The organism is Micrococcus sp. KBS0714 (genome assembly GCF_002008305.4).
GTDB lineage: Bacteria > Actinomycetota > Actinomycetes > Actinomycetales > Micrococcaceae > Micrococcus > Micrococcus luteus.
In genome coordinates, this window is record NZ_CP042169.1 from 279273 (window position 1) to 292255 (window position 12983).

The 12983-nt window shown below is 73.4% G+C and carries 15 protein-coding genes; 7 read left to right on the forward strand and 8 right to left on the reverse strand.

Going from position 1 to position 12983, the window contains the following annotated elements; all coding sequences use genetic code 11:
- The first annotated feature begins 41 nt into the window (after positions 1-41).
- Positions 42-875 carry a thermonuclease family protein gene (locus B1A86_RS01270; RefSeq protein WP_078025377.1) on the forward strand — a complete coding sequence of 278 codons (834 nt, stop codon included), beginning with the start codon at positions 42-44 and terminating at the stop codon, positions 873-875.
- Between the two features lie 11 nt (positions 876-886).
- Here the strand turns inward: B1A86_RS01270 and B1A86_RS01275 are convergent, their stop codons facing one another.
- Positions 887-1570: a response regulator transcription factor gene (locus tag B1A86_RS01275; protein ID WP_078025376.1), complete on the reverse strand. Its 684-nt coding sequence runs from the start codon at positions 1568-1570 to the stop codon at positions 887-889.
- Between the two features lie 151 nt (positions 1571-1721).
- On the opposite strand from B1A86_RS01275, the gene B1A86_RS11555 reads away from it, so the two are divergent.
- Positions 1722-1895, forward strand: coding sequence for a hypothetical protein (locus B1A86_RS11555; protein ID WP_002856694.1), 174 nt, complete (start codon positions 1722-1724; stop codon positions 1893-1895).
- A gap of 21 nt (positions 1896-1916) precedes the next feature.
- Positions 1917-3176 carry a histidine kinase gene (locus B1A86_RS01280; RefSeq protein ID WP_078025375.1) on the forward strand — a complete coding sequence of 420 codons (1260 nt, stop codon included), beginning with the start codon at positions 1917-1919 and terminating at the stop codon, positions 3174-3176.
- A gap of 250 nt (positions 3177-3426) precedes the next feature.
- Here the strand turns inward: B1A86_RS01280 and B1A86_RS01285 are convergent, their stop codons facing one another.
- The 3 genes from B1A86_RS01285 to B1A86_RS01295 all read right to left on the reverse strand — a co-directional run bounded on the left by B1A86_RS01285 (position 3427) and on the right by B1A86_RS01295 (position 5960).
- Positions 3427-3912 (reverse strand): hypothetical protein, encoded by a 486-nt coding sequence (locus tag B1A86_RS01285; RefSeq protein ID WP_002856696.1) that lies wholly within the window; start codon positions 3910-3912, stop codon positions 3427-3429.
- A 90-nt stretch (positions 3913-4002) separates the two neighbouring features.
- A complete protein-coding gene (locus B1A86_RS01290; RefSeq protein ID WP_036316111.1) occupies positions 4003-5058 on the reverse strand; it encodes a hypothetical protein in 1056 nt (351 codons plus the stop codon).
- A 56-nt stretch (positions 5059-5114) separates the two neighbouring features.
- A complete protein-coding gene (locus B1A86_RS01295) occupies positions 5115-5960 on the reverse strand; it encodes a hydroxymethylpyrimidine/phosphomethylpyrimidine kinase (protein ID WP_020624820.1) in 846 nt (281 codons plus the stop codon).
- A 131-nt stretch (positions 5961-6091) separates the two neighbouring features.
- On the opposite strand from B1A86_RS01295, the gene B1A86_RS01300 reads away from it, so the two are divergent.
- From B1A86_RS01300 to B1A86_RS01310, 3 genes are all read left to right on the forward strand, one after another.
- Entirely contained in the window at positions 6092-6556 is a 465-nt protein-coding gene (locus B1A86_RS01300; protein ID WP_044659066.1) for a DUF4126 domain-containing protein, read from the forward strand.
- Positions 6553-6876, forward strand: coding sequence for a putative quinol monooxygenase (locus B1A86_RS01305; protein ID WP_010079505.1), 324 nt, complete (start codon positions 6553-6555; stop codon positions 6874-6876). Before B1A86_RS01300 ends, B1A86_RS01305 begins: the two co-directional genes overlap by 4 nt.
- 99 nt (positions 6877-6975) lie before the next feature.
- Positions 6976-7611 carry a GNAT family N-acetyltransferase gene (locus tag B1A86_RS01310; RefSeq protein WP_078025374.1) on the forward strand — a complete coding sequence of 212 codons (636 nt, stop codon included), beginning with the start codon at positions 6976-6978 and terminating at the stop codon, positions 7609-7611.
- Positions 7612-7621: 10 nt separating this feature from the next.
- Here B1A86_RS01310 and B1A86_RS01315 read toward each other — a convergent pair whose 3' ends face one another.
- A complete protein-coding gene (locus B1A86_RS01315) occupies positions 7622-8227 on the reverse strand; it encodes a TetR/AcrR family transcriptional regulator (protein ID WP_036384906.1) in 606 nt (201 codons plus the stop codon).
- A gap of 126 nt (positions 8228-8353) precedes the next feature.
- Between B1A86_RS01315 and B1A86_RS01320 the strand changes: the two genes are divergently transcribed.
- Positions 8354-9568: an acyl-CoA dehydrogenase family protein gene (locus B1A86_RS01320; protein WP_020624825.1), complete on the forward strand. Its 1215-nt coding sequence runs from the start codon at positions 8354-8356 to the stop codon at positions 9566-9568.
- Between the two features lie 100 nt (positions 9569-9668).
- Here B1A86_RS01320 and B1A86_RS01325 read toward each other — a convergent pair whose 3' ends face one another.
- The 3 genes from B1A86_RS01325 to B1A86_RS01335 all read right to left on the reverse strand — a co-directional run bounded on the left by B1A86_RS01325 (position 9669) and on the right by B1A86_RS01335 (position 12890).
- Positions 9669-10610: an endonuclease domain-containing protein gene (locus tag B1A86_RS01325; RefSeq protein ID WP_078025373.1), complete on the reverse strand. Its 942-nt coding sequence runs from the start codon at positions 10608-10610 to the stop codon at positions 9669-9671.
- A 247-nt stretch (positions 10611-10857) separates the two neighbouring features.
- Positions 10858-12183, reverse strand: a complete 1326-nt coding sequence (tgt, locus tag B1A86_RS01330) for a tRNA guanosine(34) transglycosylase Tgt (protein WP_078025372.1) — start codon at positions 12181-12183, stop codon at positions 10858-10860.
- Positions 12184-12362: 179 nt separating this feature from the next.
- The gene (locus B1A86_RS01335) at positions 12363-12890 is read right to left on the reverse strand and encodes a DUF3800 domain-containing protein (RefSeq protein ID WP_012750724.1); all 528 of its coding nucleotides are present in this window, start codon (positions 12888-12890) and stop codon (positions 12363-12365) included.
- Positions 12891-12983 lie beyond the last annotated feature (93 nt).

Consider the following 12983-nt stretch of genomic DNA (forward strand, 5'->3'; position numbering starts at 1 on the left):
TCGCGGCCCCCCGTCCCGCCGTCCACCTGCAGGAAGTCCGCATGACTCACGTCGCCGCCCGTGCCCGGGTCCCCCTGAAGGGGCTGCTGGTCTTCCTCGCCGTCGCCGCCGTCCTGCTCCTGCTGGGCATCGTCACCGTCCTCCGCGGCGTGGCCGCCGACGCCGCCCGCGTGGACATCGTCACCGTGCTGGACGGCAACACCGTGGTGGTGAACCAAGGCGGCACCGAGCGGACCGTGGTCCTCGCCGGCGTCACGAGCGCGGGCCGCAACCCGGAGGGCCTCAAGGTCGGCCCCAACCTCTGCATGGGGGAGGAGTCCTACGCCTGGCTGCGTGATCGGCTCCCGCAGGGGGCGACCGCGAGCATGACCACCTCGGACGAGGGCGCGCCCGAGGGGATGGAGAGCGCGGTCATCTCGATCGGCGGCGGCACCGTCAACGTGGCCATGGCGGAGGCCGGCATGGCCGCCCCCACGGACGTCGCCGTCGGCAAGCGCCTGGCGGAGGAGATCGCCCAGGCCAATCAGGAGGCCGTGGGTCGCGGCGTGGGGCTCTACGACATCGAGGAGCCCTGCACGTACCAGAACCGGCTCTACGAGGCCCAGTTCGCCCTGGAGCAGATCCCGGAGGACGCGGAGGCGTCCCTGACGAAGATCGACGAGCGAGCGGTGGAGTACGCGGCCGGCCTGGACCAGGTGCGCCTGGTGCAGCAGGAGGTCCGGGCCCTCGACCCGGAGAACGGCACGTTCGCCGACCTCGCCTACGGGCCGGCCAAGGAGTCGCTCCTGGCCGAGGCGGACCCGGTGGTGGAGCACGGGATGCAGGTCCTGAAGGACCTCAACACGCGGCGCAACGAGATCGCGGCCCGCGGCTGACCCCGCCGCGCTCAGTCCAGGGCGAGGGTGACGAGCCCGAGCTGGGCCGCCCGGATGATCAGCTGGACGCGGTCGCGGACCTCCAGCTTGGCCATGATCCGCGTGAGGTTGGCCTTGACCGTGGACTCGGAGACGAAGAGGTTCGCGGCGATCTCCGGGTTCGACTGACCCCTGGCCAGCAGCCGCAGCACGCCCAGCTCCCGCTCGGTGAGGTCGGAGCCGTCGGGGCTGCCGGGCTGCACCGAGGTGGGGCCCACCGTCGGCCGGTCCCGCTCGATCGAGGCGAGCAGCTTGGTCGCCACGGCGGGGGAGAGCACAGACTCGCCGCGATGGACGGCCTGAATGGCGCCCAGGATGGCCGGCGGCTCCGCGTCCTTGAGGAGGTAGCCGCCCGCTCCGGCGCGCAGGGCCGGCACGAGGTAGTCCTCGGACGTGAACGTGGTGATCGCCAGGACCCGGATCGCGGGGTGGGTGTCCTTGATCCGGCGTGTGGCCTCCATCCCGTCCATCAGGGGCATCTGCATGTCCATCAGGACCACGTCCGGCTCGATGGCGGCGCACGCCTCCACGGCTTCGACGCCGTTGGCGACCACACCCACGCAGGTCATGCCGGGGGCAGAGTCGACGAGCACGCGGAGCGCGCCGCTCATGAGCGGCTGGTCGTCGGCGATCAGGATGCGCAGCTCTTCGGACACGCAGGTCAGCGTAACCGGTGCTGTGGCGCATGCCACCTTGTCGGCGTCGGGGCGAGGCCGGGGTGCCCGCCGGCCGTCATCTGCGCCATGCCGCGGCGCGGCCTGTGCGCGGCGTGCACCATTTGTGACGGGCGTCATACATACTGGGGCCATGAAGACTCGCGCTCTCCTCGCTTCCGCTCTCCTGCTCGCCTCCACCCTCGTCGGCGCTCCGGCCGCCGCCGCCTCGGCGGCCTCGGCCGAGGACGACGTCGTCACGACCCTGGGCCTCGGCAAAGGCACTGCGGAGTGGACGTGCCGCCACTTCGGCATCTGGTGCGACTGACCCCGGGGCGGTCCGCCCCCGATGCCTGATTCGAGCCCATCGACCCCCTCCGTCCGGAGCGGCGCGCCCTCCCGGGCGCGCCGCTCTTCGGCGTGGCGTCAGGCGCGCAGCCTGCGGTGGCGCGCGTTCTGGGCCGCGGCGCCGCTGAGCCGCGTCTATCTCGCCTTCGGGTCGGCGTTCCTGCTCGCCTCGACCGCGTCCGACATCGGTCTGTTCGGCCCGGGCCACGGCGCCATCCCGGTCCTGGACGGGATCGCCATCGCGTCGGCGACCAGCGCCTTCCTCGCCCAGTGGTGGCGCAGCACGGTGGGCTTCGCCCTGCTCCTGCCCGGGGCCGTCGCGACCGTCGTCGGCGGTTCCGAGGTGCTCTTCGCCGTCGTCGCGCCCGTGGTCCTCGGGGCCGTCGCGGCGACCGCCCGTTCCTGGGGGTTCGTCGTCACGGCCGCCGTCCTGGCACTGACCTGGGGCGTCGCCCAGCCGTTCGCGGTGGGTCAGTCGAACGCGACGTGGTTCATCCTGCTGCTCATGTCCATGGGCCTCGGCGGCGGGCTCTTCATCCGCGAGAGCTTGGCCCGGCGGGAGCGGGATCGCCGCCGGGTGTTCGAGGCGGAGGAGCGGGCCCGGCTGGCCGCCGAGGCCGAGCGTCGCTCCCTGGCCCGCGACCTGCACGACGTGGTCGCGCACAACCTCACGATCATCTCGATGCAGGCTCGGACGGCACGCTACCTCGGCGCCCCGGAGGCGGCTCAGGGCGTGCTGGACGTGGTGGGGGACTCCGCGAAGGACGCGCTGCGGGACCTGCGGCGCATGCTCTCCATCCTCCAGGAGGACGGGATCGTGGACCCGAGCGGTGAGCCGGGCGCCGCGGGGGGCGCGGACGGGGCGACGTCCGCGGATCCGGTGCTGTCCGTGGCCCAACTGGCCGAGGAGCTGCGCAGTCTCGGAATGACGGTGGAGACGGACGTCCGCTGCGACCAGAACGCGATGCCGATCTCCGTGCGCTCCACCCTGCACCGGGTGCTCCAGGAGGCCACCACGAACGTCGCCAAGCACGCCGGCGAGGGCGCGCGCGTGTGCATCGAACTCCGCGACGCGGGGCCGGACGTGGTGCTCGAGGTGGAGAACACCGTCACCGAGCGGTCCGGCCCGCCGCAGTGGAACTCCTCCGGTGTGGGCCTGAACTCCATGCGGGATCGCGTGGCCACCTTCGGCGGCACGATCGAGGCCGGGCCGGGGGGCTGGGGGTGGCGGGTGCGCGCGGTGCTCCCCAGGTCCGTCTGACGAGGCCGACGCCGTCGCAGCGGCGGACCAGACCCATGTGACCTGCATCACATCAGGGCCCGAAAGTCTGCACCTTCCGCCACTGTCGGGGGCGCCGTCGTCCCTCCTAGAGTGGGTCATGCCCCATTGAGACGGTGCACAGTGCGAATCACGAGCCGGGATACATGCCTGAGGGGATGCGGGCCCCGGACGCGGTTCCGAGAAGGACGATGGCCATCCGGCCATCGTCCTTTCTCGTTGTCGGGCGTGCTCAGGCCGGCTCGGCGGGCGACGGCTCCGGGGTGACCGTGCGGACGAGGGGACGGGCCGCCGTCCGGCCCAGGGCCATGAGCACGGCGGCCGGGAATCCGATCACCGGGATGAGCATCGGCAGGATGCCCGCCGCGCCCTGCGTGAGCACCACCAGGCCGTAGAGCATGCCGATCAGCGCGTACGCCAGCACGTGGACCCACTGGTTGAGCACGTGCCGGAACGCCCAGTTCACGAGCAGGCACAGCGGCAGCCCCACCACCAGCCCGGCGACCCCGACCACCGTCAGCAGCGGTGTCAGGCTGCCGAAGGCCTGCAGGCCCGGGACCACGGCCAGGACCGCCACCACGGCGGCCATCACGAGGTTGGGCAGCAGCCAGGCCACGAGGAACCCGTTCAGTCCCATGCGCAGCTGCGGGCGGGGGCCGGAACGGGCCGCGCGGCGACGGGCACGGGCGGCGGACGCGACCGGGGCGGGGGTGGTCATGGCGGGAACTCTCCGGGAGGGGGATCGACGACGTCGGGCGGGTCCCCACTGTAGTGGGCCGGGCTGGACGGGCCCCGGGAGAGTTCCCGGTCAGGCGCGCCGGTCGCCGTCCACGTGGAAGGCCAGGTCCTCGACGCCGGGGAAGGACTCGATCTCCTGGAACGCGTCCCAGGCGTCGCTGTCCGCCTCGGCGTCCGCGGGCAGGGTCACCGTCAGGGCGCCGATCTCCCCGTCGATCACCTGCAGGCGCAGCTCGAGCTCGTGTCCTCCGGCGGATCCGGAGGCGAAGCGGCCGCGGACGGGCCAGACGCAGTCGTTCGGCACCGCGCGCCGGACGTCGTCGTCGGTCTGGACGACGAGCGGCACCCAGTCCGGGACCTCGCCGGCTTCACGGATGGCCTCGGCCACCGAGGCGACGGTGCGCGCGTGCGGCAGCTGGGAGCGCAGCGCCTCAGCCCCGGGCAGGTCCCGGCCCTCGGCCAGCGCCGGGTCGAGCAGGGTCTCGAGCAGCACGCGCACCTCGACCGGCAGCTCGGCGGTGGCCTCCGGCTCGACCTCGTCGACCGGGTCCTCGTCCAGGCCGGCGGGTCCGGTGACGGCGAGTTCGACGGCGTCGCGGCGGGTCCGGCGGGCGTCCTCGTTGGCCAGCAGCATCGCCAGGGAGGCCGCTGCGGCCAGCGCGACGCGCGGGGCGGGGACGCCGACCCGCTGGAGCCCGCGCACCACGGCGCCGTCGATCCGGTCGTTCAGGCCGGCGGTGCGCAGCGCGACCGCCGCGACCGCGCCGCCGACGGCCAGCCCGCCGAGCCCGCGCAGGGCACGCGCGGCGGGGGAGGGGGCCACCTCGCCGTCGGCGATCGCGGCGGTGTGGAGGGCGTTGGCGGTCTCGGCCGCGAGGACCGTGCCGCTGACGGCGGCCTCGAGCTCTGCGAGGGCCCGACGCTCGCGCCCTCGGCGGGCGTGCGGATCCAGCAGGGTGAGCCCGCCGACCGCGGCCGCCGCCGCCAGCCCGTAGAGCCGGCCGCCCGGGGCGAGGGCGCGCTGGCGCAGCGCGGGGAAGACGGCCTCGACGCCGTCGACGGGAACGGACGACGCCGAGTGGTGGACCTCGCCGGGGGCGGAAGGGGCGGGGGAGGGGAGCTTCATGCCCCCAGTGTGGCGCACCGCCCGGCTCAGGACGAGTCAGCGGCCCACGTGCGCGCTCAAGCGGAGCGCAGGCCGCCCTGCCACAGGGCGGCGAACGGCGTGCGGCCCTCCACCGCCTGCGCGATGCCGGCTCGCACGAACTCCTTGGCGCGGCGCGCGGCCTCGAGCGTGGTGGCACCCTTGGCCAACTCGGCGGTGACGGCGGCGGCGAGCGAGCAGCCCGCACCAGAGACGCCGGACTGGCCGATCTTCGGGGCGGAGAGCACCTCCACGGTGTCCCCGTCCACGAACACGTCCACGGCGTCCGGGCCGGGCAGGTGCATCCCGCCCTTGGCCAGGACGGCCGCGCCGGAGATCTCGTGGATGCGCCGAGCGGCCGCCGTCAGGTCCTCGACCGAGCGCACGGTCATGCCGGAGAGCTGCTCCGTCTCGAAGTGGTTCGGGGTGGTGAAGGTGGCCAGCGGCAGCAGCTCGGCCTTGAGCGCCTGGTCCGTGTCCAGGGCGTGGCCCGGCTCCTGGCCCTTGCAGATGAGCACGGGGTCCAGGACCACGTGGTCCCACTCGGCGCGGCGCAGGGCCGCGGCCGAGGTGCGGATGACCTCCGGGGAGCCCTGCATGCCCAGCTTCACGGTGCGCAGCCGCTCCGGGTAGTCGCCCTGGATGGCGTCGAGCTGCTGCTGGAGGATCTCGGTGGGCACGGGGAAGAAGCGGTGGTTCCAGTCGTCCTCCGGGTCGAAGGAGACGATGCAGGTCAGCGCCACGATGCCGAAGACGCCGAGTTCCTGGAACGTCTTGAGGTCGGCCTGGGCGCCGGCGCCGCCGGTGGCCTCGGACCCGGCGATGGTCAGGGCGAGCGCGGGGGCGGAGGCGGAGTGCTGGGGGGAGTGAGCGGTCTGGGGCATGCGCCCATGGTAGGACCGACCCCGGACGGGAAGCGCCCGACGGCCGGCGGTGTTCACCGGGGAACGAGGGTCCTCGGACCCGGAGCGTCCGCCCGGGCGCCCCGAGCGACCCGCGAAGGACGGGGACGGACGTGCTCGAGTTCCTCACCGGCACGGGCCTGGCCACCTCGGCCGGGCTCAACGCCTACATCCCCCTGCTCGCCCTGGGTCTGCTGGACCGGTTCACGGGGCTCGTCGACCTGCCCGCGGGGTGGACGTGGCTCTCCGCCGACGCCTCCCTCTGGATCCTCGGCGCCCTGCTCGCGCTCGAGCTCGTCGCGGACAAGATCCCCGGGGTGGACGCGGTCAACGACGTCGTCCAGACGGTCGTGGGAGCCGACACGGTCACGGTGGGGGCCGCCGCGCCCGTGCTCTCGGCGGCCGAGGACGTCTCGGCGGCCGGCCTCGTCGCGGCCGCGCTGTTCCTGCCGGTGCTGGTCGCCGTGCTGGTGGTCGCCGTCGTCGTGGGCCTGTGGCTGCTGGCCCGGCGGTTCCGCGCGCGGCGGACGCGAGGCCGTGCCGCGGCCGTGCCGGGTGGACCAGAATGGACGGCATGATCCTCATCAACCTGAAGTTCACCGTCCAGCCCGAGCGTGCCGACGAGTGGATGGACGCCGTCGCGAAGTACACCGCGGACGTGCGCTCCGAGCCCGGCAACCTGTTCTTCGAGTGGTACCGCCCGGTGGAAGGCGGCCCGAACGAGTACTTCCTGCTCGAGGGGTTCACGGACGAGGGTGCGCAGGCCCACGTCGCGTCCCCGCACTTCCAGGAGGGCCTGGACGCGATGCGCCCGCTGCTGGCGAGCACGCCCCAGATCATCTCCGAGCAGGTCGGTGCGGAGGGCTTCGGCCCGATGGGCGAGCTGCAGATCGACTGAGCCCGCCCCCGGCCGGAGGAGGCGACGGCGCCCGCGTCACGAGCGTGACGCAGGGCGCCGTCCCTGTATCCGGGGTCACACCCTGGCTACGGTGAGCGCATGAGCGCCGAGCAGAACAGCACCCAGACCCCCGGCCACCGCACCGCCCACGTCCCCGCCGGCCAGGATCTCGGTCACCGCTGGTCCACCCGCGAGGCCGATCACGACGATCCGGCGGACCGCCGCGCCGTCCGCCAGATCGCCGAACTCGCCTTCGCGTCCACGGCCGAGGCCGACCTCGTCGAGGCGCTCGCCGACGGCGCGGAGGGCTGGCTGCCCCAGTACTCCCTCGTGGCCATGACCGCCGCGATCCCCGGCACGGACCTGCAGTCGGACCCGATGGGCTACGGCACCCTGGTCCGGGCCCACATCGACGACGCCGAGGTGCTCGCCCTCGCCCCGCACGGCGTCCTGCCCGAGCACCAGGGCGAGGGCGCCGGCACCGCGCTCGTCAACGCCCTGCTGCAGAAGGCGCAGGCCGACGGCGAGGAGGTCGTGGTGGTCTACGGCTGGCCCGAGTACTACGCGAAGTTCGGCTTCCACCAGGCCTCCGAGCACGGCGTGCACGCGGCCTTCGCGCGTCAACCCGAGGCGCTGCAGATCCTCACGCTCCAGGACGGCGCGGAGGTGCCGGCCGGCGAGTTCCGCTACCCGCCCGCGTTCGGGGCGGAGAACGCGCAGGTCGCCGGCCGCTGAGGGCGGGGCGTCAGCCCAGGAGTCGGCGCACGGCGGCGAGCGTTCGTTCGGCCTCGGCCGGCTCGGCCGTGAGCCGCGCGATGACCTCCGCGAGGTCCGCGCGCAGGCCGGCCTCGGCGTCGTCGGCCGGGGCGTGGAGCCACGCCCGCAGGGCGCGGTTGTGGACGGCCACCACGGCCGCCGCCAGCCCGACGGCGACCCCGCCGCGCGCGGGCGTGTCCGGCAGGGCCGTGGCGAGCCAGCCGGAGAACAGCTCCGTGTAGCGGTGCGAGGTGAGCAGCTCGCGCGTGCGCAGCGACTGGGAGCCGCGCAGCAGGCGGGAGCGCGCCCGGGCCCGGTCCGGATCGGCGGTGTGATGCCGGAAGACCTGGAGGACCGCCTCCTCCAGGGCCTCCCGCACGCCGAGGGAGGTGCCGCGCAGGAAGTCGTCCAGGCGGGCGAGCAGCGCCGCGTGGTCGGCGAAGACCACCTCCTCCTTCCCGCCGAGGTGGCGGAAGAAGCTGGCCCGGCTCATGCCGGCCTGGCGGGCGAGCTGGTCGGCCGTGACGGCGTCGTAGCCCTCGCGGTCCAGCAGGTGGATCAGGGCGGTGAGGGTGTCCTCGGCGGGCGTCGTCATGCGGGCCATGGTGCCACGGGCGCGGAGAGGAGGTGAGACTGCGTCTGATTCTGTGAGATGGCGTGTCAGTCGGTGTAGGGTGATGACGGACACACCCATCTCTCCGACCCCGCCCGGGAGGCCACCATGACCGAGACCCTGCCCACCGTCGAGCCCGAGTACGACGTCGCCACGCCGCTGGACACCGACTTCTACCTCGCGCTCGCGGACGTCTCCGACGCCGAGAAGGACGTGTGGCGTCGGGCCCGCGCCTTCGCGCTCGAGCCGGACGTGCTGCCCCGGATCCGGGAGGCGTGGGACCGTCACGAGTACCCGCTCGACCTCGTGGCCCGCCTGGGCCAGGCCGACCTGCTGCGCGACGGCGTCCCCGTGGACGGGCTGCCCGAGATCTCCCGCGTGGCCGCGGGCCTGGCCATGATGGAGCTCTCGCGCCTGGACGGCTCGATCGCCACGATGACGGGCGTGCAGGGCGGTCTGGCCATGCGCTCGATCCAGCTGTGCGGCAGCGAGGAGCAGCGCGCCGAGCACCTGCCGGCCATGGCGCGCGGCGAGCTCTACGGCGCCTTCGCGCTCACGGAGCCGACCCACGGCTCCGACTCGGTCTCGCTGGAGACCCGCGCCGAGCGCGTCGACGGCGGCTGGCGGCTGCACGGGCACAAGAAGTGGATCGGCAACGGGGCCGCCGGCGGGGTGACCGTGGTGTGGGCGCGCAGCGCCGAGGACGAGAAGGTCCGCGGGTTCATCGTGCGCCAGGAGTCCGAGGGCTACACGGCCGAGGTCATCAAGGGCAAGGTCGCGCTGCGGGCCATCGACCAGGCCCACATCACCCTCGACGGCGTGTTCGTGCCCGACGCCGACGTCCTGCCCGAGGCCCGCTCCTTCAAGGACACCTCCCGCGTCCTCTTCGCCACGCGCGTGGGGGTCGCGTGGTCCGCCCTCGGGAAGGCCGTGGGCTGCTACGAGGCGGCGGTGCACTACGCGGGGCAGCGCGTCCAGTTCGGCCGACCGCTGGCCGCCGCCCAGAGCGTGCAGACCCGCCTGGCCGAGATGCTCTCCCAGCTCACCCAGGTGCAGCTGCTCGTGCTGCGTGCGACCCGGCTCGAGGACGAGGGACGGCTCACCGGGCCGATGGCGTCCATGGCCAAGTACTCGGCGACGCGCGCCGCGCGGTCCATCGCCGCGAACGCGCGCGACCTGCTCGGTGGCAACGGCATCCTCATCCAGAACGAGGTGGCCCGCCACTTCGCGGACATCGAGGCGATCCACACCTACGAGGGCACCGAGACCGTGCAGGGGCTGATCATCGGCCGCGAGATCACGGGGGTCGGCGCGTTCGTGTGAGATGACGCGAGCGGGGGCGGCGGCGTGAGCCAGAGATTTCTGCTGGTGCGCACGCCCCCCTGCCGCCGATTCGTCTGGCTCGGCGGCCGATTCGTCTGGCTCACGCAGGCAGAGGGAGCCGCAGGTGGGCGGCGAGGTCGCGCAGCAGGGCGTCGAGACCGCGCCGAGTGAAGACGCTGGCGGTCACGCGCAGCACGATCCACCCCTCGGCCTGCATCCGGCGGTCGCGCTCGATGTCACGGCGCCACTGCCGCGGGTCCGTCCGGTGATGATCGCCCTCGTACTGCACGCAGACGTGGGCCTCGCGCCACACCAGGTCCGGCCGGACGGTGGACCCGTCGCTCAGCATCAGCAGCGGATTCACCTCCGGCTCCGGCACACCCGCGTCGGCCAGCGCCAGTCGCAGGAGCGTCTCGGCCCGCGAATCCGCGCCGTCCCTGAGCAGCGGCAGGGCCGCCCGCAGGGTCCGCGTCCCTCGCCGCCCACGCACCCGGAGCACCTCCGCCTCCAGATCACGCACGGTGCACCGTGGATGGTCGCCGGGACGACGTCGGCCCGCCGGGCCGTCAGCCCGTTGCAGCAGGCTGTCCCCGGCGGCGACGACGTCGGCCAACGGCAGACCCAGCTGCGCCAGCGCCGCCCAGGTGGCGGCCGGCGTCGTGATCCGCACCCGGGCACGCACCAGCACGGGGTCCTGCGGGTGCAGTTCATGCCCGACGACGCCGCTGCGGCGCGGCGCCCCGCCCTCGGCCCGCGTGCGCGCCAGATGGATGGGGCCGCGTTCCCACTGCCGCGGCAGCCACATCCCCCAGAGGCGAGCGGCGGTGGCGTGGGTGGCCGCGGTGCCGGGGTTCGTCCGCTGGAGGGCGCGGACGACGTCGGCCAGTGAGGGCTGACCCCCGGCGGTGTGCCGCAGCCCGTGGTGCGGGGCGTCGAATCGGGGGCCGCGCAGCTGCGAGGCCGTCAGGCCGGCCTGCAGCCCCGCGGCGACCGGGAAGACGGGGCTGGGGGCGGCGTCGTGGTGCGGAGGAGGGGCGACCATGCCGCCAGCCTCCCCTTCCACCAGCGGACCCGGCGCCGCGACCGCGAGGGCCGTGGAGGGCGAGCTGCGCCCGCGGCCCTGTGCAGGAGCCGCTGAATCGTCTGGCTCACGTCCCCCACGCGTCCGAGCGGCGCTGAGCCAGACGAATCGGTCGAGACAGCCCCCTCAGAACAGCAGAAACGTCTGGCTCGCGCCCGTCGCAGCGTGCTGGCTCCCCCCCGCAGCGTGCCGGCGCACCCAGCGCCCCTCAGCCCTTCGGGGCGTAGTACCGGCCGAGGGTCTCGGCCTTGAGCTCGGCGAGCGTGCCGTCCTGCATGGCCGCACGGATCCGGTCCACGAGCGAGACCGTGAACCGCTCGTTGTGGATGGAGAGGAGCGTGTGCGCCACCATCTCCTTCGCCTTGAACAGGTGCCGCAGGTACGCGCGGGAGTAGTGGGCGCACGTATAGCAGTCGCACTCGGGGTCCAGCGGGCCGAAGTCGCGGCGGTACTTCGCCCCGGGCAGGTTGTAGCGCCCGTCGCGGGTGTAGAACGCGCCGGTGCGGGCCACACGGGTGGGGGAGACGCAGTCGAAGGTGTCGGCGCCGTTCTCGACGGCGGTGAACAGGTCATCGGGTTCGGAGATGCCCAGCAGGTGGCGCGGCTTGTCCTCGGGCAGCTCCTGCGCGCACCAGCCCACGATGGTCCCGAGGTTCTCCTTCTCCAGGGCCCCGCCGACGCCATAGCCGTCGAAGCCGGAGGTCACGCCGTCGAGCTCCCCCGCGGCCGGGAACTCGGCCCGCATCCCCGCGAGGTCGCGGCAGGCCTTGCGGCGCAGGTCCTCGTACTGGGCCCCCTGGATCACGCCGAACAGCGCCTGGTACGGCCGCGCCGCGCGGACCCCGGTGAGGCGGGCGTGCTCGTCGAGGCAGCGCTGGGCCCAGCGGCGGGTGCGCTCGAGCGCCTCCTCCTGGTAGCCGCGGGAGTTGTGCAGGGTGGTCAGCTCGTCGAAGGCGAACATGATGTCCGCGCCGAGGTTGTGCTGGATGCCCACGGACACCTCGGGGGTGAACCGGTGTCGGTCCCCGGTGAGGTGGGACTTGAACCAGACGCCGTCGTCGTCGACGTTGGCCAGGCGCTCCTTGCCGGGGGCGACGGCGTCGTCGGCGCCCTGCCCCTCGGGCGCGCCGGGGCCCTTCATGTCGATGACCTTCTTGAATCCCGAGCCGAGGCTCATCACCTGGAAGCCGCCCGAGTCCGTGAAGGTCGGCCCGGGCCAGTTCATGAACGCGCCGAGGCCGCCGGCCTCGTCCAGGAGGTCGTCACCGGGCTGCAGGTACAGGTGATACGCGTTGGCCAGCAGCGCCTGCGCGCCGAGGTCCTTCATCGACTCCGGCAGCACCGCCTTGACCGTGGCCTGCGTGGCCACCGGGATGAACGCCGGCGTCTGGATCCGCCCGTGCGGCGTGGTGATGACGCCCGTGCGGCCCAGCGGGGCGCCGTCGTGCCCGGGGGTCTCCAGGCGGTGGGTCACCTCGAAGCCGAAGTGGTCCGGGTGCGCGGGAACGGCGGGGGGCTGCGGGGTGTCGGGCATGGGATCCAGGGTAGTGGGGGCGTCCAAGCGGGGAGGCGGGGTGGAGCGGCGTGGTCCCGAACGGGATGTCCCTGTCGGGAGTCCTCAGAGGCGAGTACACTGGACATCACGGGACGCGCTTCGGCGTCTTCCGTCCAACCGGACCCCCGCCTTCGAGCGGGGGTTTCGTGTGTCTGCGTTCAAGGGGTCCAGACGTAAGAGTGCTGACGGATCTTGTTCAGCGATCGGCCGATGGCGTTCATTCGGCGAACGGCATCGCGGTGGCGCTCAGTGACATGGCGGCGGCGCTGCTCGAAGTACGTCAGGACGTCCACGGCCTGCAGCAGGCGGCTCTGGTTCGAAGGGCCGAAGTACATCGTGTCCAACAGGTGGTCGAGTGCTCCGTCGGAGAGGCCCTGGACCGAGGCGGCTCGCATGCGTCGGTAGGTCAGACGGCTGTCATCGCGGAGGTGGTGGTCATCGGCGATCACCAGGAGGCCGTCCGCACGCAGGGACGTCCTCCGGTGCACGCGGTTCAAGAGCTGAGCGGACACCACGATGTGCGGTTTGGCGTCTTCCCATCCAGGCCGCTGACGCAGCCTGTCGACGTCGACACCCTGGAAGCCGAACCACGGGGTGTGCGCGGCGATGAGTTCGACGGCGCGTTGGCTGGCCCATGCGCGGACGCCGACGGGGGCGGCAGTCCAGTCGTCCTTGCCGTTAAACACCGCAGGCCATGGAACTCGAGCTGCTCCGGCACCGCCTGCGGGTGGTCGGCTCGGAGCTGTGCATGGAGCTGGTCCAGGTCCCTTGCCTGCCTG